The sequence below is a fragment of the Maribacter aquivivus genome, assembly GCF_900142175.1.
GTDB lineage: Bacteria > Bacteroidota > Bacteroidia > Flavobacteriales > Flavobacteriaceae > Maribacter > Maribacter aquivivus.
Genome location: NZ_FQZX01000002.1, coordinates 667955 through 691992 on the forward strand (window position 1 = coordinate 667955; position 24038 = coordinate 691992).

22 protein-coding genes and 1 pseudogene are annotated in these 24038 nt (G+C 33.8%); 11 read left to right on the forward strand and 12 right to left on the reverse strand.

All coding sequences use genetic code 11. The features are described from left to right. The first annotated feature begins 68 nt into the window (after positions 1 to 68). From BUC31_RS13425 to BUC31_RS13440, 4 genes are all read left to right on the forward strand, one after another. A complete protein-coding gene (locus tag BUC31_RS13425; RefSeq protein ID WP_073244979.1) occupies positions 69 to 1184 on the forward strand; it encodes a DUF2914 domain-containing protein in 1116 nt (371 codons plus the stop codon). Between the two features lie 146 nt (positions 1185 to 1330). Further along, positions 1331 to 1936: a YkgJ family cysteine cluster protein gene (locus BUC31_RS13430; RefSeq protein ID WP_073244982.1), complete on the forward strand. Its 606-nt coding sequence runs from the start codon at positions 1331 to 1333 to the stop codon at positions 1934 to 1936. A gap of 106 nt (positions 1937 to 2042) precedes the next feature. After that, entirely contained in the window at positions 2043 to 2678 is a 636-nt protein-coding gene (locus BUC31_RS13435; RefSeq protein WP_073244984.1) for an alpha/beta fold hydrolase, read from the forward strand. A 10-nt stretch (positions 2679 to 2688) separates the two neighbouring features. Continuing rightward, positions 2689 to 3156 (forward strand): GAF domain-containing protein, encoded by a 468-nt coding sequence (locus tag BUC31_RS13440; protein WP_084135041.1) that lies wholly within the window; start codon positions 2689 to 2691, stop codon positions 3154 to 3156. Between the two features lie 67 nt (positions 3157 to 3223). Here BUC31_RS13440 and BUC31_RS13445 read toward each other — a convergent pair whose 3' ends face one another. Continuing rightward, positions 3224 to 6619, reverse strand: coding sequence for a ThuA domain-containing protein (locus BUC31_RS13445; protein ID WP_073244986.1), 3396 nt, complete (start codon positions 6617 to 6619; stop codon positions 3224 to 3226). 126 nt (positions 6620 to 6745) lie between these two features. Here BUC31_RS13445 and BUC31_RS13450 point away from each other — a divergent pair, with 126 nt between their 5' ends. The 4 genes from BUC31_RS13450 to BUC31_RS13465 all read left to right on the forward strand — a co-directional run bounded on the left by BUC31_RS13450 (position 6746) and on the right by BUC31_RS13465 (position 10960). Next, positions 6746 to 7339 (forward strand): YdeI/OmpD-associated family protein, encoded by a 594-nt coding sequence (locus BUC31_RS13450; RefSeq protein WP_073244988.1) that lies wholly within the window; start codon positions 6746 to 6748, stop codon positions 7337 to 7339. Between the two features lie 130 nt (positions 7340 to 7469). Continuing rightward, positions 7470 to 8237, forward strand: a complete 768-nt coding sequence (locus tag BUC31_RS13455) for a CDP-alcohol phosphatidyltransferase family protein (protein WP_073244990.1) — start codon at positions 7470 to 7472, stop codon at positions 8235 to 8237. A 34-nt stretch (positions 8238 to 8271) separates the two neighbouring features. Beyond that, complete coding sequence (locus BUC31_RS13460) at positions 8272 to 9702, forward strand: amidohydrolase family protein (RefSeq protein ID WP_073244992.1); 1431 nt, start codon at positions 8272 to 8274, stop codon at positions 9700 to 9702. A gap of 13 nt (positions 9703 to 9715) precedes the next feature. Beyond that, complete coding sequence (locus BUC31_RS13465; protein ID WP_073244994.1) at positions 9716 to 10960, forward strand: metal-dependent hydrolase family protein; 1245 nt, start codon at positions 9716 to 9718, stop codon at positions 10958 to 10960. 200 nt (positions 10961 to 11160) lie between these two features. On the opposite strand, the gene BUC31_RS13470 is transcribed toward BUC31_RS13465, so the two are convergent. The 5 genes from BUC31_RS13470 to BUC31_RS13490 all read right to left on the reverse strand — a co-directional run bounded on the left by BUC31_RS13470 (position 11161) and on the right by BUC31_RS13490 (position 15072). Then, positions 11161 to 11796, reverse strand: a complete 636-nt coding sequence (locus BUC31_RS13470) for a DUF998 domain-containing protein (protein ID WP_073244996.1) — start codon at positions 11794 to 11796, stop codon at positions 11161 to 11163. Positions 11797 to 11880: 84 nt separating this feature from the next. Beyond that, positions 11881 to 13017: an epoxide hydrolase family protein gene (locus BUC31_RS13475; RefSeq protein ID WP_211573870.1), complete on the reverse strand. Its 1137-nt coding sequence runs from the start codon at positions 13015 to 13017 to the stop codon at positions 11881 to 11883. A 30-nt stretch (positions 13018 to 13047) separates the two neighbouring features. Further along, positions 13048 to 13935: a sterol desaturase family protein gene (locus BUC31_RS13480; RefSeq protein WP_073245000.1), complete on the reverse strand. Its 888-nt coding sequence runs from the start codon at positions 13933 to 13935 to the stop codon at positions 13048 to 13050. 46 nt (positions 13936 to 13981) lie between these two features. Then, a complete protein-coding gene (locus BUC31_RS13485; RefSeq protein WP_084135042.1) occupies positions 13982 to 14620 on the reverse strand; it encodes a hypothetical protein in 639 nt (212 codons plus the stop codon). A 26-nt stretch (positions 14621 to 14646) separates the two neighbouring features. Then, positions 14647 to 15072, reverse strand: a complete 426-nt coding sequence (locus BUC31_RS13490) for a VOC family protein (RefSeq protein ID WP_073245002.1) — start codon at positions 15070 to 15072, stop codon at positions 14647 to 14649. A gap of 245 nt (positions 15073 to 15317) precedes the next feature. Here BUC31_RS13490 and BUC31_RS13495 point away from each other — a divergent pair, with 245 nt between their 5' ends. The 3 genes and pseudogenes from BUC31_RS13495 (at position 15318) to can (ending at position 17978) form a co-directional block, all read left to right on the forward strand. Continuing rightward, positions 15318 to 15632, forward strand: coding sequence for a hypothetical protein (locus tag BUC31_RS13495; protein WP_073245004.1), 315 nt, complete (start codon positions 15318 to 15320; stop codon positions 15630 to 15632). A gap of 126 nt (positions 15633 to 15758) precedes the next feature. Beyond that, positions 15759 to 17318: pseudogene (locus tag BUC31_RS13500) on the forward strand (SulP family inorganic anion transporter). Between the two features lie 18 nt (positions 17319 to 17336). Continuing rightward, on the forward strand, positions 17337 to 17978 hold the full coding sequence (gene can, locus BUC31_RS13505) for a carbonate dehydratase (protein WP_073245006.1): 642 nt from the start codon (positions 17337 to 17339) through the stop codon (positions 17976 to 17978). A 98-nt stretch (positions 17979 to 18076) separates the two neighbouring features. On the opposite strand, the gene BUC31_RS13510 is transcribed toward can, so the two are convergent. From BUC31_RS13510 to BUC31_RS13545, 6 genes are all read right to left on the reverse strand, one after another. Beyond that, positions 18077 to 18562 carry a hypothetical protein gene (locus BUC31_RS13510; protein ID WP_073245008.1) on the reverse strand — a complete coding sequence of 162 codons (486 nt, stop codon included), beginning with the start codon at positions 18560 to 18562 and terminating at the stop codon, positions 18077 to 18079. Positions 18563 to 19068: 506 nt separating this feature from the next. After that, positions 19069 to 19611: a hypothetical protein gene (locus tag BUC31_RS13520; protein WP_073245012.1), complete on the reverse strand. Its 543-nt coding sequence runs from the start codon at positions 19609 to 19611 to the stop codon at positions 19069 to 19071. Positions 19612 to 19837: 226 nt separating this feature from the next. Further along, positions 19838 to 20497, reverse strand: a complete 660-nt coding sequence (locus tag BUC31_RS13525) for a hypothetical protein (protein WP_073245014.1) — start codon at positions 20495 to 20497, stop codon at positions 19838 to 19840. Positions 20498 to 20688: 191 nt separating this feature from the next. Next, the gene (locus BUC31_RS13530; protein WP_073245016.1) at positions 20689 to 21333 is read right to left on the reverse strand and encodes a hypothetical protein; all 645 of its coding nucleotides are present in this window, start codon (positions 21331 to 21333) and stop codon (positions 20689 to 20691) included. A gap of 142 nt (positions 21334 to 21475) precedes the next feature. After that, positions 21476 to 21703 carry a hypothetical protein gene (locus BUC31_RS20130; RefSeq protein WP_139251968.1) on the reverse strand — a complete coding sequence of 76 codons (228 nt, stop codon included), beginning with the start codon at positions 21701 to 21703 and terminating at the stop codon, positions 21476 to 21478. 1091 nt (positions 21704 to 22794) lie between these two features. Next, entirely contained in the window at positions 22795 to 24000 is a 1206-nt protein-coding gene (locus BUC31_RS13545) for a hypothetical protein (protein ID WP_073245022.1), read from the reverse strand. Positions 24001 to 24038 lie beyond the last annotated feature (38 nt).

Sequence of the window (24038 nt, forward strand, 5' to 3'; positions counted from 1 at the left end):
AAATTATATCAGGTCAATTTTCTTTTTTAAGAAAGGTATTTTTGCCGTAGCTATTTGTTAGGCACCCCATGAAAAAAACGCTCTCCAAATTTAAAAATAGCGCCTTCAGAAGTTTTATTAGAAGACACTCTAAATATGCGCCGATACTTTTCTTTATTGGAGGGTTCATATTTGACACCCTAACTTTAGGTCGTATTGACCGCACGTATGACCTTACGGTTTTATGTCTACACATGACCTCTTTATCTATAACGTTGTACCTCTATAATTTAGCTGATGATGGTAAATGGAAAAATACCTTTTTAGAACGGTATGAAGAGTACTTGCCACTAGCAATTCAGTTCTTTTTTGGCGGATTATCAAGTGCCTATGTAATTTACTTTTCTAGAAGTGTTTCATTATCCAAAACAGCATCGTTCTTTATTATTCTTGTGTTACTGCTAATTGCCAATGAATTTCTTAAAAAACGAATCTCTAATAAATATCTGCAGTTTGGTGTCTATTACTTTATAAGTTTCACATTTTTCACTTTTATGATTCCTGTTTTCTTGAAGGAATTAAACACCACTATATTCTTATTTTCTGGTGCAGCTAGCTTAGTTTGCACCCTAGTTCTTCTCATTGTAATATATGGCAGAAGTCCAAGTACCCGTAAAGAAATTAATCTAGCTAAAATGATTGCCATTATATTGGCTATTTACGGTGTTATTAATTTATTCTACTTTTTAAAATTGATTCCGCCTGTACCTATGGCACTAGATAAAGGTATTGTGGCTCATAATATTGTTTTAAAAAATGGTAAATATGAAGTAAGCTATGAACCAGAAGAATCGTTCATTTTTTGGAGAAAACACAAATTAGATTACAGTTATACTCCAGCCCAACGGGTTTATATATTCTCTTCAATTTTTGCCCCAACAGATTTAAAAAAATCGATATTTCATAGATGGAGAAGATATAATGATGAAAGCAAAGAATGGGTAACCGTTGAAGATATTGGTTATGATATTACAGGTGGTAGAGATGGTGGATTTAGGGGTTATACTTATAAAACCAATGTAATGCCAGGTGAATGGGAGGTTCAAGTTCTTACAGAAGAAGAGCAAGTATTAGGTGTAATAGGTTTTCATATTAATTTTAATACAAACCAAGAACCATTGCGTTTAAAAACCTTAAGGTTCTAATTTGAGTAGAATACTATTCTTATATAATTCAATTTCAGAATTTAAACACTTGATTTTAAGCTAATTATCGCTACAAATTATTTAATTTTTTAATTTGTTTACCGCATTAAAACATAGTCTACCTTCGCACGACCTTAAATACATAAGTGACATTATATCAAAAAGTTCAAGCTGTAAATCGCATTTTCAATCAATTGGATAAGGACTTGGACTCCTTTCAAAATTCTACCGGTTTAAGCTGTGTAGCCAATTGCGGACTTTGTTGTCTAAAACCGGACATCAATGCTACTGCATTGGAGTTTTTACCTCTAGCTTATCACCTTTTAAAAAATGGCGAAGCAGAAGAATGGCTAGAAGATCTACAAAATGATAAGGACAATAAAATATGCCCTGTTTTAAACAAAGTTATTGCCCCAGATTCTAAAGGCTTCTGTTCGGAATATGCGCATCGCGGACTCATTTGTAGGTTGTTTGGATTTTCTGCCATGCTTCACAAAAATAATACTCCTACATTGGTTACTTGTAAACCTATTAAGGAACAAAAAACTGAAGCTTTTAATAATGCCAAGGCTCATATTGCAGCTAATAAGAAATACCCACTTATTAGTAATTACTACATGCAACTGCGTTCCATAGATGAATCTTTAGGAGAAGAATTGTTTCCAATAAGAATTGCTTTAGAAAAAGCAATTTATGCAGTATTAGGTTATTACGCCTACAGAAGAGCACCTAGAAAAGGGAAAGTAGCTTAGGTTAAATTCTTTTCAAAAAGAGATTAAAACGTACCTTTATAATTGCATAAGCAATCTGCCAAAATACTATTTTGGTAGTACATTGTATGATTTTAAATAAACTATTTTGAATGTATACGCAGTTAGTGGTTTAGGTGCTGACAAAAGGGTCTTTGAGCATTTAACATTAGATGTTGAGATAATTCCTATTGATTGGTTAATACCTAATAGGAATGAATCTATTAAAAGTTATTCTGAAAGGCTTAGCGCAGTTATAGACACCTCGAAGGAATTTGCACTGATCGGTGTAAGCTTTGGTGGATTAATAGCCACTGAAATAAACCAAATACTTCATCCGGAGAAAGTAATTCTTATCTCTTCTGCACAAACAAAACGTGAATTGAGACCCATCTATAAATGGGTTGGCAAATCTAGGTTTTTGAAGCTTATACCTGCTTCTCTATTCAATCCACCTAGGTTTCTTGCGAAGTATATCATCGGAGCTAAAAACGCACAGCTGTTTTATGATATATTGGATGATACCGATCTAAACTTTGTGAAATGGGCGTTACAAGAATTTACTACATGGCAGAATTTAAAAGAATCTGTAAACGTAGTTAAGATAAACGGCACAAAAGATAAATTGATTCCGCCAAAAGGTATTACTAAAATGAAACTAATTAAGGGTGGAGAACACTTTATGATAGTTGACCGAGCAGATGAAATCAGCGAAATCATTAATTTTGAATTGAAAAATCCTTAGAAAAAATAAAATGACAAACTCTAAAGAAATTATAGCAGCTATACATACTGAATTATCAACGGACACACCAAACTGGGATACTCTTTTGAAAATAACTTTAGAACATTTTGACTGTTCTACCGGTACCTTACACTTTTTAGATAAAGACGCTTTGTTACAGCTTAAATCACAGGTAGGTATTCCAGAATTTTTGATTCCGAAGTTATCTAGTATTCCTATTGGGAAAGGTATGGCTGGTATTGCAGCCGAACGTAGAAAACCTGTTGAAATGTGTAATCTACAGACCGATGATTCTGGAGTAGCCAGACCTTCAGCAAAGGATACTAAAGTAGAAGGGTCATTGGCAGCGCCACTAATGCACAATGAAAAGCTTTATGGCACTATTGGTATCGCTAAACCAATACCTTATGATTTTACAGAAGCTGAAATGGATTTACTAATGGAAATTGGTGAGTTAATTAGCAAAAAATTGAGCTAATTTTTTCGCCTTCATAAATAAAAAAGCCCGCTATATAGCGGGCTTTTAAATTCAATATATCTGAGTTCTATTTAAAAATAGCCCCTGTGAAAGCTACTTGAGAAAGCTCTTTACCTTCCTCCCCTTTAAACGTCACATAATATGGTCCGTCACCTGAAACTGTTCCAGTTATTGGAATGGTAATCATTGTTCCTTGAGAACCCTCTGGTTGGGCTGTTAATTTACCTGTACCAATTACTGGACCGTCTGCCGTGTTTTCATGTATTTCGAAATCAAAGTACATGGTAGGTGCTGCCTGCCATCCTGCGGTAAGCGAAACAGATTTCACTCCTTTTAGCGACATGTTTTCTAACATAAACCATCCTGTAGATTTCCCTACTAGTAGAATGTCCATTCCTCCAAATTGCATTGCTTGCATTCCGTCCACCTTCATTTTGTCATTGAACTTTACAGTACTACTTGGTATTACGACAGATTTAGAACCTGTTAGCGGAATGGTACCTTCGGCACCTGCATCGGTATAACTAGCTGTAATTACCAGCATATTACCTGGAGCAGACGATGCTGCTGTTATAGTACCTTTTGCAGGTAATGATTTTTCCTCCTTACCGTCTCCGTTCAAGGAAAGAATATATAAAGCAATCTGTCTAGATTCATCTGATGTTATATTAGGGTGAGCTGGCATAGTCACTTCTCCCCAAACACCATTACCACCTGTTTTAATTTTACCTTGCAAGTACTTTAAAGCATCTTTACGCTCCTTATACTTAGCGGCAACATCTTTGTAATTTGGACCTATAGATGCTTCTGCTTCTTTATGACATGTTTTACAGTCCATTGCTTGAGTCAACGCTTTACCAGTAACTGCTGCGGATACTTGTTGATGGCCCATATTCATAGCTACTTTATCCATTCCTTCTAAATAATCAACACTTACAAAAATATTGTTTGCATCTATTTCAGTACCATCAGGATCTGTTACGGAAACATCATAAGCTATTTTCTGACCTGGCAAATAGAAAGCTGGTGTACTACCCCCTAAAGAAATAGCTACTTCTGGTCTTGAGTTACCTGCTACAATACTGGTGCTTTCGCTAATTGCCTCTTCTCCCTTATCATCTGCAACGGTAACCTTCAACTTATAAACACCAGCATCTGCATAACTGTAGCTAACATTTGGTTCCGTAGTTTCTTTGGTATCGCCATTACCAAAATCCCATATATACTTTATAGCATCATTTTCGCGATCACTTGCTTCTACCGTTGCATTAACTGTCAAAGGAGTTTTTCCTGCTGTTTCACTAACAGTTACTTCATTGATTAATGGTGGTCTATTTCCGCCATTGAATTGGATATACCCTAAAGAAGAATTAGCATTTTGTGAGAACCAACCACTACCGTATTCTAATAGGTAGATTTTACCATTAGGACCTACTTCCATATCAATTAAGTTATTGACCTTAACCTCGGGAGCAAACGGTTCCATTTTACTGAAATCTCCGTTTTCATCTAAATGCACGGCGAACATCCATCCACGCATCCAATCATAAATAATCACCTTACCGTCATAGTAACTCGGTAATTTCTCATCACCTTCAAACATATCTGAATAGTATGTAGGACCTGCCATTGCATTTCTACCACCTGTGGTAGTTTGCGGAAAATCTTGAGAATCATCATACGGATAATACACATACGCCGGCATTGCAGGCGGTAATTCTGTTAACCCTGTATTATTACGAGAGTTATTTATAGGTTTTTCAGGATCAAATGCCGCTCCTGTTTTACCTGTTTCATAGTCGTATGCATTATAGGCGAAATTGTTACCTATAAACAATGGCCAGCCAAAGTTACCTGCTTTTTTAGCTTGGTTCATTTCATCATATCCTCTTGGACCTCTAGTGCCTAAACTATCTGCGCGAGCATCAGGACCAACATCGCCCCAATACACATATCCTCTCTTCATATCTACAGATATTCTATACGGGTTTCTATGCCCCATAGTATAAATCTCTGGTCTTGTTTTATCTGTACCTACCGGGAATAGGTTTCCTTCAGGTATGTCATATGAACCATCTTCCTTTACTTTAATTCTAAGTATTTTACCACGTAAGTCATTTGTATTACCTGAAGAACGACGCGCATCAAACTGCTCATGACCTGGTATATCATTTAAAGGTGCAAATCCGTTATTTACATATTTTACACCTTTCTCGTTAAACGGTGTTGAGTTATCACCTGTTGAAAGATATAGTAAGTTATCTGGACCAAAAGCTATGGAACCACCAGTATGACAGCAAATCTCTCTCTGGCTATCTACATCCATAATTACTTGCTCTGATGCTACATCGAATTTACCATCTGCAAACTTAAATCGTGATAATCTGTTTACCCATTTATCTCCTGTAGGTGCATAGTACAGGTATATCCAATGATTATTGGCATAATCTGGATCTTTTTGTAAGCCCATTAATCCTTCTTCTGCATTAACACCGGGTGTGTTCAATGTTTTGCTATAGACATCAAGCTTAAGCACTTCGCTAAGTTCTTTTGTATCATCATTATATAACATTACCTCTCCCCTACGTTGTGCTACCAATACATTTCCGTTAGGAAGTACAGCCATTTCAGTAGGTTCAAAAAACTGACCTTCACTTAACGTAACTTTTGCAAAACGATCTGCATCTGGTGGCATTTGAGTTGTTACTTTAGAATAGTCTAGATTCAAGTTTTCCCCAATTGCATATTGAATTCCGCCTAACAAATGTTTTAAAAATAAATCTTCAGAAAAACTGGCATCAGCATGTCCGCCTCCTGTATAAAATGCGCGTCCGCCATCAAAATCATGATACCACGCAATAGGATGAAAATCTCCGTTTGCACCGCCTTCATAAGTTGACTCGTCTAAAGTCATGAGAACGTTTATATCAGGATTGATGTTTTTGTAGTTATACAATTCATCCTTTCTGGTCCACACGGAGTCGGTAAAAAACTGTGTAGCTTTAAAATTCTTGTCTTTAATAATGAAATCTGCCGTTGGCATTCCTCTTGGATGACTTAAAAATTGAGCTCCTGCGAGATCATTGTACCAACCCCAATCATATTCAGTATCTGCCGCAGCATGTATACCTACATAACCACCGCCTGCTTGAATATAGCGTTCAAAAGCTGCTTCTTGATTTTGGTCTAAAACGTTACCCGTAGTACTTAGAAAAATGACTGTAGAATATTTTTTAAGATTTTCATCTGTAAATAGATCTGCATTCTTGGTAGTATCGACTACAAATCCGTTTTCTGAGCCTAGTTTTTGAATTGCTGCAACACCTGCCGGTATTGATCCATGTTTAAAACCCATTGTTTTTGAAAAAACCAATACTTTTGGTTCTCCCTCTCGTTTATTGCCACCACATGAGACAATAATAAGCGCAAAGCCCAAAAGCAGCGCGATGAAGATTTTTTTCATACGTAAATTGTTGTTGTTTAGTTGATTTTAGAAAGCATAAAAATAGGGCGCGCATCTGTATTAACCAATACTTTCTGTGTTAATCATTGTACATTTATAATAAATTAATACCCATTTAATAGAATTATGATAAATAAACCCGAGTTATATTTCAAAAATGATATTGAATTCAAAAATTGGTTACACAATAACCATTCTGATCATTTGGGAGTACATCTTATTTTTTATTCGGTTGCCCATGAAAATGAAAGCATGCGCTGGGAAGAAGCTGTGCGTGTTGCATTGTGTTATGGCTGGATTGATAGTACCGTAAAAAGTTTGGGCGATGGAAAAAGACGCCAATATTTTTGTCCTAGAAAACCTAAAAGTGTGTGGAGCAAAGTAAATAAAGAACATATTAAAGAATTGAAATCTAATGGTTTAATGCATGCTAAAGGATTAGAATCTATAAAAATTGCTAAGGAGAATGGTTCCTGGACTTCTTTAGACGATGTAGAAAATGGAATTATACCTGAAGAATTACAAATAGAATTTGACAAAAACCTTAAAGCATTTGACAATTTTATGAACTTTACCCATAGCCAACGTAAAAGCTATCTGTATTTTTTAAACCAAGCAAAACGGCAAGAAACTAGAAATAAAAGAATTAAAGAAATAATACAGCATGCCGCTGAAAACCTTAAATATAGAAATGGTGGAGGTTGGCAGACTAAGAAATAGTTATATAAAATGAATTTACCCCATACTATTAGTATTACCTAATTATTAATTAAACCTTATTTTTACATTCTCTTTTGTGGTGTACCAAGCCAACGTGTTTCCGTTATTGGTTTTCCCGAAGATATATTGAATGTCTAAATTACCTAAAGAACATCAGTTCTTAGATTTATCTGATTACGGTAGACCACTTGCCTTTTTAATTGCTAACCGTTTAAAAACAACCATATTTACACCAATACACGTAACATTAGCCTTTACGTTCTGCGGACTTTTGGCAATTGTTTCTATTTTAAACGGCTTTTATTGGTCAGCATTAATTTTCTTAATATTTAAATCTGTTTTAGATGCCGCAGATGGCGAACTAGCTAGATTGAAGAATACCCCGTCACATATTGGTAGGTACTTTGATTCAATTTCAGATTTTATACTAAATCTGCTTTTCATGCTTTCTATTTGGCAAATTACCAATGTTAGCATTTACTTAGTGCTGCTAGCATTCATAGGACTTGAATTACAAGGAACGCTCTACAATTACTATTATGTAATTTTAAGAAATAGACATGATGGCGATAGTACAAGTAGAGTATTTGAGAATAAAACTCCGAATGCCCTACATGGTGAAAATCAACAAACCGTTAACATACTATATAAGATTTATAGCTATTGTTATGGTCCATATGACAGAATCATCTATAGTCTTGATAAAAATGCCATAAAAGGAAAGTATCAACCCAATTGGTTAATGACAGCGGTATCTACCTTTGGGCTAGGCTTTCAACTATTACTCATTGGGTTGTTTTTAGTATTGGGTATAAAAGCATATATCATCCCGTTTTTTATAGGTTATAGTTTGTTGATTTTTGTTTTTATCTTGATCAGACAATTATTAAATAAGTAATTATTTCTACCTTTCTAGACCAACTAAAATCAACATGCATATTTCAATAAAATTAAAACAGACTTGCATAGCCTTATACTGCATATCAATTCTTTTATCATGCAAATCTGAACCGAAAATCATTTATGATATAATCATAAAAAATGGTCATCTTATTCATCTTAAAGATGGTTCTGTTTCTATTTCTAACATCCTAATTAACGATAACAGAATTGTTAAAATAACTTCTGATGCTGATTTAACTACCATAGAAGCTAAATCTGTTATTGATGCAACTGGTAAATTTATAGTACCTGGCTTTTGGGATAATCACACGCATTTTAGAGGTGGCGATTCTTTAATCAGCGCAAACAAGAACTTCTTAAAACTCTTTATGGCTAACGGTATTACAACAGTTCGCGATGCTGGTGGCGATCTTACATCGTCTGTTTTAGAGTGGCGAACAGCTATTGCAGACAATGAACTTGTAGGACCTACCATTTTTACATCGGGACCAAAAATTGACGGACCAGGTGGCACTTGGGCCGGTTCTTTAGAAGTAGATACTGATGAAGATATTTCTAAGGCTTTAGACTCTTTGCAAGCTATACCGTCAGACTTTGTGAAAATTTATGATAGCCGTATTTCTGCTGAGAATTACTTAAAGGTGATACAGGAAGCTGAGAAACGAAATTTGATTACATCTGGTCATATGCCTTTTACTGTTGAACTTGACGCTACCATTGAGGCCGGAATTGATGCTGTAGAACATTTGTATTACATCATGAAAGGCTCTTCTTCTCAAGAGAAAGAAATTACCCAACAATTGATCAATAAAGAAATTGGATTTTGGGATGCCATGCCTCTACTCCAATCTTCATATTCTGATGCGACCGCTTTTAAAACATTCAAGCATTTAAAATCTAAAAACGTATTTGTAGTACCTACGCTTCATATTGGCGTAGTGCTCAGCTATTTAGATGAAGTTGACCATACTAATGATGACTATTTAAAGTATATGAGTAACGGAATTCAACAAACCTACAAAGGTAGAATTGACCGTGTAAAAAATTCGACCGAACAACAGGTGGCAGACCGTAAAGCTCTTGATGATTTTTTCGGCGAACTTGCGTTTAAATTGAATGAAAACGGAGTCTCTCTTTTGGCAGGATCAGATAGCGGAGCATATAACAGTTACACGTACCCAGGTATTTCATTACATAAAGAAATGGAAGCCATGGTCGCTACCGGAATTTCTCCTTTAGATGCACTTAAATCATCTGCTTATAACGGCGCTAAATTTTTAAAACAAGATTCTAATTACGGAACTGTTTCTGAAAGTAAAATTGCTGATATTGTTTTACTAAATACCAACCCGTTAGAAAATATTAAAAACACCAAAGACATCTTTATGGTGCTTTCTAATGGCAACCAACATACTAAAATTGACTTAGATAACTTATTAAATTCTGCCATTGCCAACTAAACAAACTACTTTTATGAAATCAATATTATTTTTCTTTTCACTCTCCATAAGTCTATGTAATGCTCAAACACTCTTAAAACCAGACCAGGTATTTGATGGTACAGAATTACATACCAATTGGGTGGTTTTGGTTGAAGGAAATCAAATTACTTATGCAGGTAGTGCGAACGGAATAAGTCTACCAAACAACACCACAGAAATAGATTTGGCTGGCAGCACTTTAATGCCTGGTATTATCGAAGGTCACTCGCATGTTTTATTACACCCATACAATGAAACGGATTGGAATGACCAGGTGTTAAAAGAATCGCATGTTGAACGTGCAGTTAGAGGTACCGTTCATGTAAAGAATTCTTTAATGGCCGGTGTAACCACCATGCGAGATTTGGGTGCCGAAGGTGCCGGTTATACGGATGTTTATTTAAAGAAAACTATTGATAAGGGGATTATAGACGGACCACGTTTATTGGTTGCCGGACCCGCAATTGTTGCTACAGGAGCATACGGCCCAAAAGGATTTCATGACGGTGTAACTGTACCATTAGGTGCTGAAGCAGCAAGTGGCGTTGATCAATGCATTGAAACGGTTCGTAGACAAATGGGTAATGGTGCAGATTTAATTAAAATATATGCCGATTATCGTTGGACACCAGGAGCCGATTCTAAAGCGACATTTTTACAAGAAGAAATTAATGCTATGGTTGCGACCGCTACTACTGCAGGAAAATATGTGGTTGCCCATGCCGGTACTCCCGAAGGAATGAAAAGAGCAATTCTCGGTGGCGTTGAAACTATTGAGCATGGTGATGGTGGTACACCTGAAATTTTTAAAATGATGAAAGATAAAGGTATCGGTCTATGCCCTACTCTTGCTGCTGGCGATGCCATAACTCAATATCGAGGGTGGAACAAAGCAACAGACCCAGAACCTGAACGTATTCAGCAGAAACGCAAGTCTTTTAAAATGGCATTGGATTCTGGTGTACAAATTGTTTTTGGTGGTGATGTGGGTGTTTTTACCCATGGAGAAAATTATCGTGAAATGGAATTGATGGTCGATTACGGAATGAAGCCTTTAGCTGTCTTAAAATCTGCAACATCTGGTAATGCCAGTATGTTTCATTTAAATGAATTAGGTAGCTTAAAAAAAGGTTTCCTAGCTGATATTATTGCCGTAAAAGGAAATCCTATACAAGATATCTCAGCTGTTAAAAATGTATCTTTTGTGATGAAAGATGGAGTGGTTTATAAGGAGTAGTTGTTGGTTGGTTGGTTGTCGGTTGTCGGTTGTCGGTTGTTGGTTGTTGGTTGTTCGTCATAGCGAGTGCAGCTAAGATATCTGTTCTAATGTAACACGTTTACTTTTGCTACCCTCAGTGTGCTTTGAACCTGACACTTTGCACTTCTTACTAAATATTATATAATCAACAATTTACACTTAGTACTTTTTACTTCATACTATGTACTTCTTCCTTCAGAACCCTCGCCAATTCTCAAAGCACTAGAAACTATAAATACGATGAAACATGTTTCTATTATACGTTGTAAAATACCTCTATAACCAGATTCGGGATTAGAGAATAGCGAGAAGATAAAAATTGCGCTTACAATCCCCGTAACCATGGCTATTTGAGATAAGCGATTGTAGTTCTCAGATTTCTTTAAACCTAGCCCAATACCAATTAAACAAATAGGAAAGAATATATAGGTGAGCGATGCCATGGCGTTATGGATGAGTTGTGATAGGCTAGAATCTACCACATTTGTTGGGCATCCGGCATCACACGGAAATAATCCTACTAGTATGGTTCCCAATCCGTAGAACAATGCCAACCCAAGAAAACCTGCCAGCACCAATTTTGAACTTGGTAAATACTTAGGTGAACTAAAACAGAAAATAGTAATGAGAATTCCGCTAGGCACATATCCAAAGTACTGCAAATACCGACCATATGCAGTATCAGACGCAAAAGATTCACTAATATATTGACTTACTACACTGTAATTATCAATTAATAACGGACCAACAATTGCCGCAATGGCGAACAAGCTAACTCCTAAAATTCCTATATATGCTATTAGCTTATTGCTCATATTTTGTTAAAAAACTTAATTACCGTTTATATGACTACTATTCACCAGTTATGTTACAAATACATTTCTATTTTCCTAGATACATCAATAAGAAATACAGTGATTTTTAAAAAAACCTATAATATCATTTGCAAGAATTTCTGGTTGTTCCATAGCAGGAAAATGACCTCCTTTTGACAATTCTGACCAGTGGACAATATTAAATCCTTTTTTCAAATAAGACCTGGGCGGTATAGGAATTTCTTTCGGAAACTTAGCAAAACCAACAGGAACAGTTATATAATCGTCTTCATTGAAATGTAGTGGATTACTGCTAATTTCGTGATACATTCTTATAGAAGAATGTATAGTTTGCGTAAACCAGTACAAACTTACATTTGCCAATAATTCATCTTTAGAAAAACAATTTTTCAATTGACCATCATTATCACTCCAAGCATGAAATTTTTCAATAATCCAAGCACATAATCCAACTGGTGAATCGTTTAAGCCATATGCCAAAGACAGTGGTTTTGTGCTATGAACTAAAGCATAAGCCCCTTCAGAAGCTGTCCATTCTTTGACATATTTCTTGTATGCTTCAATTTCCCTATTGCACTTTTCTTGGTCTTTCGGGAATGGTTTATAGGAATCGGAAATATAATTTAAATGAAGTCCGATAATGTTCTCCGGATAATATTGTGCCATTTTTATACTTATACCTGCACCTATATCACCACCTTGTACTCCATAGTTAATATAGCCAAGTTCTTGCATGAGTTGATGCCACAATTTAGCATTTGCCCCGTAGTCATTCCCTTTTTCTAAAGGCTTTTCGGAAAAACCGAAACCACGAATAGAGGGTATTACTAAATGAAAAGCCAACTCATCAGAATTATTTAAGTAGGTTATTATCTTGAGCATTTCTAGAAATGAACCTGGCCAGCCATGAGTAATTATTAATGGAACCGCATTTTTTTTGGTGCTTTTTATGTGGAGAAAATGAATTTTACTACCTGATAGGGTTGCTATAAAGTTGGGGAAAGAGTTAATTTTTTCTTCCACCGCTCGCCAACTGAAATCTGTGCTCCAGTAATCTGACAGTTCTTTTAAGTATCCTAAATTGGTGCCGTACAACCAACCGGAGTTGTTGAGTTCATCTGGCCATCTGGCGCTTTTAATTCGTTCATTTAAATCATCGATATCACATTGCGGAATATGTACTTTATACTTTTCTATCATGATGATTCAATTAAAATGCAAAATCAAACTTTAGTTCTTTTCCTCCCACTCTCTTCGTAAATCTGTAGAAAGAATACTAGTACCATCATGTTTCCAGCCCGGTGGTTTTGTCAAGTACTTGAACCGGTTCCCCCATGTGGTTTTTGAAGTAAAGAAATCGGTCAACATTTTGTACCACTCTCCAAAAGCAATTTTAATAGGGTTATACGTATTAATATTCGCTACCAAACCATATACAGGCTTTTCAACTTCTGGCTCAAAAGTGCCAAATAACCTATCCCAAATAATAAATACTCCGGCATGATTTCTATCTAAATACTGCGGATTGGTGGCATGGTGAACCCTATGGTGACTCGGTGTATTAAAAACGGCTTCAAACCACCTGGGCATTTTCTTAATCATTTCAGTATGAATCCAATATTGATAGATAAGGCTTACCGACATCTGTACCAATATCATTACCGGGTGAAAACCGATGAGTACTAAAGGAGTCCAAAAAATGAAGGTATAAAATCCGCCAGACCACGACTGCCGTAATGCGGTGCTTAAATTGTAATTTTTTGAGGAATGATGCACCACATGACTCGCCCAAAAAAACCGGCTAACATGACTAGTTCTATGAAACCAATAATAGCATAAATCTTCTGCGAAAAGTAAAATCAACCAAGACCACCATGCAAAGGGAATTTCAAACAGATGATAAAAATTATATAAAAGATAAAAGAAGCCCAATGCAATGCCTTTAGTTACCAAACCAATTGCCACATTGCCCAAACCCATAAGAATAGAAGTACCGGCGTCTTTAAACTCATAATCATGTAGCTTAACCTTTACTGATAGAATAACTTCTAGAATTACAGTTACCGTAAAAAACGGAATGGCGTAGTGTATTAAATTGGGGATTTCAGGAATTTGCATGGCTTGTAATTAGTCTCTTTAAAGATAAAGATTAATTACAAAAAATCTACTTACTTATTTTAGAGCGCTTTTCAATCTCCAATGCTCTTTTATAAAATATTCTAAACTCCTTTTTAGAATATTTAGCGCGCATAGCAGAAAGAACATCAGACAAACCTAAGCTGCACCAATCCCACAACATGGTATCAAAATTATAGGCATACATCTGGTCTTTTACTTCTGCTCTAATAGTATCTACCTCTAGAGATGTGAATCCGTTTTCTATGAGTCTTGCCAAACAACGTTCTTCGTTTTCTTTGGTAAATTCGGTATCTAGATAAGGTTCTAGAATCCAATCCCAATTCCAACTTTGAAGTATGAGTCTAATATTGTTACTTTCAGCAAACTGTTTCAATTTCTCCTTGTATTCTGCTGAAATAAAAATGATATCGTTTTGTACATAAACTTTACACACTGTAAAATCGACCGATATACATTCGATATCATTTGCGGAAATTAGTGCTGTAGGATAAACAGCTGATGGCTCAAAAGGATAATCGCTTATTAGAATTTCCTGTTCCCGAATTTCAGATTTACCAATACCACACAACAAATTTTTCAATGTAAAAATGTCCTTAGAAGTACTAAAACCTGTCAAAGGCATTTGACCTTTGAAATTGAATATGCTTTTAAGATATTTCCACATGTTTTAGTAGTGATAAAGCGACTAATTTATTGTTGTTGCTGTTGCTGCTCTTGTTGTAGATTTTTAATAGGCTCTAATAAATCCCACATGTTGCCGTATAGATCTTCAAAAACTGCTACCATACCATAAGGCATTTTTTCGGGAGAACGAACAAATTTGATTTTACGTTCCATCATTTTGTAATAATCCCTCCAGAAATCATCGGTATGTAGAAATAGAAAAACACGCCCGCCCGTCTGGTTGCCCACACTTGCCAATTGTTTTTCGTTAGCTGCTTCTGCCAATACTAACGAACATTCATTAGACCCTGGCGGAGCTACTATTACCCAACGTTTGCCATCGCCCAAATCTGTATCTTCTATTAGATTAAAATCTAATTTCTTGGTGTAAAATTTAATAGCTTTATCGTAATCACCGACTACTAATGCTACACGTGCTATGGACTGTTTCAAGCTGTTCTTATTTTTGTGAATATTAAAAATACCGCTTATAAATTACTTATAGCGCTAGCATACTTCAATTTAAAAAGCACATAACCACAAATTTAGCGATTACGATATTCGCAATTAATTTATTTATTTCTAAAATTAATTTAATTAACATTATTGTTTAACATAATTTTAGTAAAATATTAATAACACATATCTACATTTAACGAGAATAATTCAACATATTCAATATTTTACTTTTCAGATAATTGAAAATCTTCCATAAATATATTGCTTCTAGCATTTTATTGCTTGTTTTTAGTTTAGGGCTAACCAATGAGTTATTGTCTCAGTATTCTGATGACAATGCTCTTGTTTTTGATACGGAACAACAAGATAATCAAGATGAATCTGAATCTGATATTGATGAAGAAATTATAGATATAGACATACCTAGCCGAGAAAAGCATCTTTTAAAAGCTTATTTAAGCTCCAATAATTTTATGATTAATACAAAGCTAAACTTGGCTTTTAAAATTATTGAAATCTCACAACCTACACCTCCACCTGAATATATAGGCTAATAATTCACTTTTCACTTACTGCACAACTAATAGTAAGTACTTCATTTTAATTATTAAAATAAATCTCCTAAAGGTATTTCATATCATTTGGGGACTATCTCTAATATATTCAAATCTAAAATTTTCATGAATTTATTCAAACATTGGAAAAAAGACTTACCCGCAAGTCTTGTTGTATTCTTTGTCGCATTACCACTATGTTTAGGTGTAGCTTTAGCAAGTGGAGCACCGCCTTTTGCAGGGCTAATAGCTGGTTTAATTGGTGGTGTTTTAGTTGGTTATCTTTCTGGTTCATCCATAGGGGTCAGCGGTCCGGCTGCAGGTTTAGTCGTTATTGTGTTTAATGCTATTGCTGATTTAGGAAGCTACGAGCTTTTTCTTACCGCTGTAATTTTGGCTGGTATCATTCAAATTCTACTAGGTATATTTCGTGCGGGCGTAATTGGATATTACTTTCCTTCTGCGGTAATTAAAGGTATGTTATGCGCCATAGGGATCATGATTTTCGTTCAACAAATTCCTCTAGCATTTGGCTTTAGTGGCGATGTCAATACCGACAGAATTGATTTAAGTGGTTTGCATGACCAAATTACCCCTGGTGCCATATTAATTACCATAATTTCATTAAGCATATTATTGATTTGGGATGGTATACTCGCAAAAAAGAGTAAACTTTTTAAGCTCGTTCCTGCTCCCTTAATAGCTGTAATTGCGGGAATAGTAATTTACATCACTTTCGGGAAATCTGGTTTTCTTGAACTACATGAAAGTCAGTTAGTAAGCGTACCTATACCAAATGATGTAGCTTCTTTTATGGGACAATTTACACTACCTGATTTTTCTGCATTGACAGATAAAAAGGTATATATAATAGCCTTTACCATTGCAATCGTAGCAAGCTTAGAAACTTTATTGAGTGTAGAGGCTTCAGATAAACTTGATCCTTTAAAAAGACAAACACCCACTAATAGAGAATTGATCGCCCAAGGTATTGGAAATAGTGTTTCTGGTTTAATTGGCGGTATACCTATAACCCAAGTTGTCGTGCGTAGTTCTGCAAATGTAATGAGCGGAGCCATGACCAAACTTTCTGCCATTTTACATGGTATACTGATCCTTATAAGTGTTATTGCAATCCCTACCCTACTGAATCTTATACCACAAGCTGTTTTAGCTAGTGTTCTTTTGGTTATAGGTTTTAAGCTTGCTAGTCCTAAATCTTTTATTCAAATGTATAAATTGGGTAAGGCACAGTTTATTCCATTTATTATAACGGTAATCGGTATTGTAACTACAGATTTATTAAAGGGTATTTTAATAGGGTTAACAGTAGGTTAAATTGTAGTTCTCTTAAAGTCTTATTATAACTCTCACCAATTGCTAGTAAAGGAGAATAACGGTAAAAGAAATATATTTCACATTAATTTTGCCGAAGAGGTTACCTTTATCAACAAAGGTCCAATCATGAAAGAGCTCGATGCCTTGAAAAGCGATTCTTATCTTGAATTGGATTTTAGAAAAACAAAGGTACTTGACTACGATATTCTTGAATATTTAGATGAATTTTCTATTAAGGCGAAGAATAATAACATTAATATTAAAATGATTGCAGAAAAGGAAACTTTAGATAATCCGGAAAGTTTTAGAAAGTATTTCGGACACCAAGTATTCCATTTAGAGCATTAATAGTATAAAGAAAAGAATATGAAATTAGACTTTTACAGAAGCTTGATTGAAAATAATAAAAAATGGGTCGAATCTAAATTAGATGATGACCCAGATTTTTTCAAGAAATTAGAGAAAGGACAGCAACCACCTTTATTGTGGATTGGTTGTTCAGATAGTCGAGTACCTGCAAACGAAATAATTGGGGGTAAACCAGGTGAGGTTTTTGTACATAGAAACATAGCCAACATGGTGGTACATTCAGATATGAACATGCTTAGTGTTTTAGACTACGCAGTAAATGTGCTAAAAATTAAACATATTATTGTCTGTGGACATTACGGGTGTGGTGGTGTAAAAGCTGCTATGGGAAGCAAATCTTACGGATTAGCAGATAACTGGATCCGCCATATTAGAGATGTCTACAGGCAACATCAAAAAGAGCTAGGAGATATAACTGATGAAGAGGTACTTTTTGACCGTTTTGTTGAATTCAATGCTATGGAACAGGTTTATAATCTCGCTAAAACTTCTATTGTACAAAATGCATGGGAAAGAGGACAAGAACTATTTTTACATGGTTGGGTATATGGCGTAGGTACAGGGATAATAAAAGATTTAGAGGTTAATTTTAGCTGTAATTCGCAATTAGAAGAGTTCTATAAACTTGGGGTTATTTAAGAACACCACTAGTATTATTTATTTTTTGTGCTCCTTATTTACAGCTAAGGGGCACATTTAATAATTAAAAATTACCATTGCAAAACTCTCGCTATACTTTATAAACCTGCTGTCATTTTACCCAAATTTATTTTCTCTGCTTTAGTGAAGTTGATATCACGTACATATTCCATTTTACCCCATAAATACGTATTCCCTTTAAGTCCCTTAGTCATTCGCATTCTGCGGTTGAGTCGTTTTGTTTCTTGATCTGTCGCTAATCTTCTCTCGCCAAGCTTACCATATAATTTTATAGCCGGGTAGTCAGAAAACTTTTCTTTGAACAATGCTCCAAGCCAAAAGAACCGACTACTGTTTACTCCAAGAAGACAGACATTTTTATTCTTTTTTGCGTGCTGTGGTAATTTCTTCGGAAACTTTTCAAAATAAAATCCTGTTTGATTATCATTCAGAAACAAAGAACCAATTGGTGTTACAGTCGGGTTATTCTCTGTGTCTACAGAGGCAACGGAAATATGAAAATTTGAACTGAAACTCTTATTGAAATGTGTTCTTATCTTCTTCCAGTCTTGAGTGATGTGCATTACTATGTAATTTATAAGTACGAATATTATCTAGCTAACAAGTTAAACTAAAAAACAATCTGAAGTAGTTTTACGAATAAGTCATTTCTATAAACATAAAAATATACTTCGGCAATTTTAACAATATCACTAAAGCAAAAGAAGCCAATAAACTGTATAAAAACTTCCTGCTATGGTTTTTAAATTTCCGATTTATAAAATATAGCTGTACGGGAATAAATAGTAGTAAAGCAAAAATAGCCGAGGCTATAGATGCATAGAAAAAGAATAGTAGTGCCATGCCTTGCAAAACATCAAAAAAAGCATTAAAACCTTCTAATAGAGCATCTATTGAATCAAATCCTGAAATACCACTATTACTTGAGTTATTGGTATCAAATAAAATACTTACTTCAATGAAAAACAATACCGTGTTGAACAGTAAATAAAGTAATAACCAACTTAGCTTTTTAAGTATTTTAATCAAAACATATTCTTTAAATCTCAGGTTATTAAATAGCAATCAATTAATCTTGAATAGCCATCTCAATTTCCTTTTGTAAATCTCTTTCCGTAACCATAATATCCTTCATCATAAACATTATAAGTTCTTTTTTGTCAAAACTGGTGTCTTTTATATTTGGATAAAGGAAATTCATTAAATATTGAGTTTTAGATAATAATAACTCTTTTTGCTCTTCAATATTTGCCAAAGCGGAAACTCTCTCATATTCCAGCAATTCAATTTTTGAACTAGAAATTGCTTTCCAAGAACTAATTCTAATTTGAGGTATTTGAACTCCATTGACTTTCATCATTACATCGAAAATAGAAATTGAATCATTCTTTTTGTAAAAACCTAAAGTGTCGATAAGTGTTTGTTGTTGAGGCATTTTTTTCTTGATATCGTCATTACTTTCTTTCAATTCCTTATCCATTGATACAAATATTTTATTAATGTATTTTGCATCTTTTCGATCCTCATTCCAATTGTTGATGTAGAGTGCAATCAAAATACCAACTATAATTGTGAGTATCTCTTTGAAAAATTCCATGATATTTTTATTCATTTTATAAGTTTGGTTAATATTAGAATGTTATCAATTCATAAAGCCTCATTTACTCCTTTCAACTTACTAAAATTACATAGTCAACCCCGTGAGTACCATTTTCAAATAGAAACCACTTTTAAATCTTATCGCCAAAATTTCGCGATAATATAAATATAAAAACACTTTAGCGTCTAAATGCTGAGTTCGTGTTAATTTCAGATGTTATTTAAACATGTTTGTTTGATCACCCATGAATTATAATATAAATCAAAACAGAAATTAAAAGAATCAATACTATGACATTGAAGATATAACCAAGCTTAGCCTTATTAATGGTGCTTTTTTGCGTTGCGCTATTTTTTAAAAATAAAGAAGCAATGAGTCCGCCAACCCCAACTGTAAAGGAGCTTGGAGAAACAGTATTAATATTTTCAGGTTGAATATTTAATTTTTTTAATTCAATAGAAATATCTTGCTTTAATTCAGATGAAAGTTCATTATATATTTTTGATTTTAATTCAATTTTATCTTTTTGAGGAAAATCAATATTTTGTGTTTTTAATTCATACTTTTTTCGATATTCATTAACCAAATTACTAATTGAACTAATTTTTATATTAGTTTTCAAAAACCCGAGGATGGTTAATATAATTGGAGGAAACAAGAAAGCCAAAACTCCCCAAAAAAATTTGTTCCTGTTCAAAATTTCTGCACGATGAATGGCCCACAAGGCAGAAAAAACAGAAATTATAAATTGTAAAACAATAAGTATCTCAAATTTTAAATCAAGCAGATTAATTATAACAGAAATGATTAACATAAAAATTCCACCACGTAATATTTGGGAATCCTCTTTTTCCTGAAGAGGAATATTTAAAATTGTAGAATATTCTTTTGAATTCATTAAAATTGGTCCAAACCTTTAATTATAATTAATACAGGAGTATACTAGGTTTTTATTTAGTTTTATTTTTCTTGCTTTAAAATAAATCCATTCTCCATTGCTATCGGGATTAGCGACTTCATAAATATACACAGACCTTTCGATTTAGCCTTAAACTCCGCATTACGCTTAGGCTTTGTTAGCAAATAGTTTTATCCACGGTTGAAGATGGGATAAAATTTATGCACAAAATATATGTACTTGTCATGCTGGTTATTTAACAGTTTCGTATCTCCATGATTGTGTGTCCGATTGCACCGGAATATTATTTGTTTTTGTTTTGAAAATAATACAAAATTAGAAGTCCATTGGATTCGGTCATAAACGTATTTATCATTACTTGTGTTATTGATACCGACATTATGAAGTTCTGTAATATTTAGAGAGTCCGTTGTTTTGAGTAAGTCTTTAACCAATTTTAAGTTTTTTTTTCTGACTTTCTTGATTTTTAGTTTTTTATGGGCTCTTGACAAGTCCATTTTTTTCCTAATCTTATAGGCTTTGTTGTCGCGAAAAGCTATTATTCTTATCTCCTTCAGAGTATCTGTCATATCAATTATTCCGTAATCATATTCCAATTGAAGGTCTTTTACGAAACTACTGGCTACAGTATCCTTAGGCGATATATAGTCTGAGAATTCGAATTTAGGGAATACCCATGTTTTTTTTTGTCCAAAAGAAATTTGAACAGCAAACGTAAATATTAATATGAATACTATTTTTTTCAAACTATTTGCTAATGCTTGAGCTAAGCTTAGTGCAGGTAGTAAAGAAACTTTTCGTTTCCTTCTAAACACGAAGCATAAGCTTATTATTAAGCTTTACTTTTTCTTGTCCAAAGCTAAATCCATAAGATTTAGCGATATTATACATATATACAGACCTTTCGATTTTGTCCTAAAGTCCACATAACGTTTAAGCTTTGTTGTAACACGTTTTTTATTCAGTAAACATCTTTTCTATTAAATTCCGTTTATCTTCTGTTTCCGTAAATTCAACGTTTAGAACTGTTTTGGTAATTGTATCAGTTTCAACAATTAAGTAAGAAGAATACAATGGGTCTATATCAAATCCATAACTTTCTTTAATCGTAAAAAGTACTTTTCTGTTTAAGTCAGATTTCATTGGATAATATTCAACTCCAAGTAAATTAACAACCGAATCCATTTTGATTCCAATTAGTAATTTTGAGTCAATCAAATCCTCCGTCATATTCGTTCTAACATTATTGTGTCCAATTTTATCAGATTTCCACTCTTTAGAATCAAATTCAAGTCTATTATTCTTGCAACTAACAAGTAAAAGAAGAGTAGATATGAAGAATAAATATCTCAATTTGGATTTTTTTTTAAATGTGTTACAACGCCTGAGCTATACGTAGTGCGGAAGTAAGGAAACTTTTCGTTTCCGTCTGCGCACGAAGCTAAAGCTTTTTGTTTCGTTTTAATTTTTCTTGTCCAAAGCTAAATCCATAAGATTTAGCGACATTATAAATATATACAGACCTTTCGATTTTGCCCTAAAGTCCACATTACGTTTAGATTTTGTTACCAAAAGTTTTTATTACAACTATTTTCATTGCCTCTTTATGATTTTTTTTTATTTATGAGCTATATGTTTATTTATAATGGGAAAGAACCAATAATTATATTTAGTTTTTTTTATGAAAGGTTTATCATGTAAAAAGTCGTGTAATAGATTTGTGAAATAGAATTTGTCACCATTATTAAATTGTATTGCCCAGTAGCCAAAGTCGGATATATGCATTTTAAATCGTCCCTTATTATCAATACTATTCTTGTGATAAATTCCTAAGTTATAAGTAGATTTATCTATTTCACTTAATTTATACTGCTTAGTTAATCCTTTAACTTCAATTATAATTACATCCGATTCCGTGTCTATTTCGAATTTTGTGTCTTTATTTTCGATATAGAAATGAATTAAAAGTATAATGGCTGGAATATTCCAAACTAGTACTACAAAAATAAAAATTTTGATGAGTAATGGAGAGTATTCAAAATTTGTAACCCCTTTAAAATAAAAATGGATAGAGGTGAAAACAATAATACTTATTATGAATATTAGATTTTCCTTCAAAAGGATTATAATTAATCTGCTATTTGGTTTGTATTTTCTTTTCAAATTTCTGGAAACGGTTAATATAAGAATAGTAGCCGACTGGGTGGCACTTTCCTGTCAAGATATAAGAAAGTTGAAGCGGGCTACAACACTTGGTTTTACTACTATTTTAGCCATTATTTTAATACATTGTCACTGCCAGTTATTAATTTTCTTAGATGTATATTATCGTGCTCAACAAACTTTTCAGTCCTTTGCATTAGATAATAGTCAAGATACTCTTTTTTACCTTTAGTGTTTTTAACTAAGGTCATAAACTCTGTAAAATCCAATACGTTTAAATATATTTTTGCTTCCCTCATTGTTCTTAGAATTTCCTTTTGAATGTTTTCCCAGTCGCCAAATGGAAGCAACTCAGAAACTAAAACAATACAATGAGGAACTATATTTCTCTTAAATTCTATTTTTTCTCCCTTAGAGTTAAAGAACTCAGTTCCTCTTTCAATGTTTTCCGTTGCGCCAATAAGTTGCTTAATTGCTTTCTTAATATGTTTTTGAAGAGTCGCAACTTTTTTATCCATTGATTTCTCTTTAGTCTGAGCAAAAATGGAAAGTCCTTTTGTTTCAATTAGAAAAATTCCTAAATCGTAAAAGGCAAGAATGTCGGTTAATTCCTTATCACCTTTACTATTTTTAAACTTGGGGTTTAAATAAATATTAAAAGAAAATAAACGCTCAATTGAAAACCAAACGTGTTTCTCTAAAGTCGCTCCTTCTTCTATATCGTCAATTCTTGTCTGTGGTTGCTCCATTAACCCAACAAAATGAGCGTCAATATGATTCCAATCTTTAAATTCACAGTCTAAAGTCATTAAATCAATTGAGTATGGATTTTTAAATTGTCTTGTATCATCAATTGTATAGTCAAAAGAGTCGAGAGAATCCGTAACTTCTGTGGTAAAACCACCAAAGAATAGACTCTCTAAACTACCAATCATTTCAATAACTTTTTGGGTATCTGAGTTAAAAACGACTTGACCTGTCGCTACCAACACACCTAATTCACTATACAATCCAACTAAACATGATTCCGATTTTAGAATTTTGATAAGAGCTTTATTTTCTTCACGATATCTATGAGCACCAGTTAATAGTAATGGATTAATCTTATCATCAAATATCCTTACACCTGTATGGATAATTGGTTTAGCTAAAGTATTATCTTTTCCTATTATTATTTCAGCTCCACAGTCCTTAATTAATGATTTACACGTATTGATTGGAGCCTTTATCAATATACTTAAATCATTAAGTTGTTCCGTAAACCAGATGGAAGCTTCTTCTCCTAATAATTCTTTCGATATGCGTTCAGTTTCTTGCACTATTTTCTTTTAATTGGCGGTAACAATTGTTTATGTAC

Excerpts from the sequence above, each read along its gene's own strand:
- BUC31_RS13445 (WP_073244986.1), bottom strand. The coding sequence starts at position 6,619 with ATGAAAAAAATCTTCATCGCGCTGCTTTTGGGCTTTGCGCTTATTATT.
- BUC31_RS13480 (WP_073245000.1), bottom strand. The coding sequence starts at position 13,935 with ATGCAAATTCCTGAAATCCCCAATTTAATACACTACGCCATTCCGTTT.
- BUC31_RS13510 (WP_073245008.1), bottom strand. The coding sequence starts at position 18,562 with ATGCACATCACTCAAGACTGGAAGAAGATAAGAACACATTTCAATAAG.
- BUC31_RS13475 (WP_211573870.1), bottom strand. The coding sequence starts at position 13,017 with ATGATAGAAAAGTATAAAGTACATATTCCGCAATGTGATATCGATGAT.
- BUC31_RS13460 (WP_073244992.1), top strand. The coding sequence starts at position 8,272 with ATGCATATTTCAATAAAATTAAAACAGACTTGCATAGCCTTATACTGC.
- BUC31_RS13485 (WP_084135042.1), bottom strand. The coding sequence starts at position 14,620 with ATGTGGAAATATCTTAAAAGCATATTCAATTTCAAAGGTCAAATGCCT.
- BUC31_RS13465 (WP_073244994.1), top strand. The coding sequence starts at position 9,716 with ATGAAATCAATATTATTTTTCTTTTCACTCTCCATAAGTCTATGTAAT.
- BUC31_RS13520 (WP_073245012.1), bottom strand. The coding sequence starts at position 19,611 with ATGAATAAAAATATCATGGAATTTTTCAAAGAGATACTCACAATTATA.
- BUC31_RS13470 (WP_073244996.1), bottom strand. The coding sequence starts at position 11,796 with ATGAGCAATAAGCTAATAGCATATATAGGAATTTTAGGAGTTAGCTTG.
- can (WP_073245006.1), top strand. The coding sequence starts at position 17,337 with ATGAAATTAGACTTTTACAGAAGCTTGATTGAAAATAATAAAAAATGG.
- BUC31_RS13525 (WP_073245014.1), bottom strand. The coding sequence starts at position 20,497 with ATGAATTCAAAAGAATATTCTACAATTTTAAATATTCCTCTTCAGGAA.
- BUC31_RS20130 (WP_139251968.1), bottom strand. The coding sequence starts at position 21,703 with ATGGATTCGGTTGTTAATTTACTTGGAGTTGAATATTATCCAATGAAA.
- BUC31_RS13450 (WP_073244988.1), top strand. The coding sequence starts at position 6,746 with ATGATAAATAAACCCGAGTTATATTTCAAAAATGATATTGAATTCAAA.
- BUC31_RS13425 (WP_073244979.1), top strand. The coding sequence starts at position 69 with ATGAAAAAAACGCTCTCCAAATTTAAAAATAGCGCCTTCAGAAGTTTT.
- BUC31_RS13440 (WP_084135041.1), top strand. The coding sequence starts at position 2,689 with ATGACAAACTCTAAAGAAATTATAGCAGCTATACATACTGAATTATCA.
- BUC31_RS13455 (WP_073244990.1), top strand. The coding sequence starts at position 7,470 with ATGTCTAAATTACCTAAAGAACATCAGTTCTTAGATTTATCTGATTAC.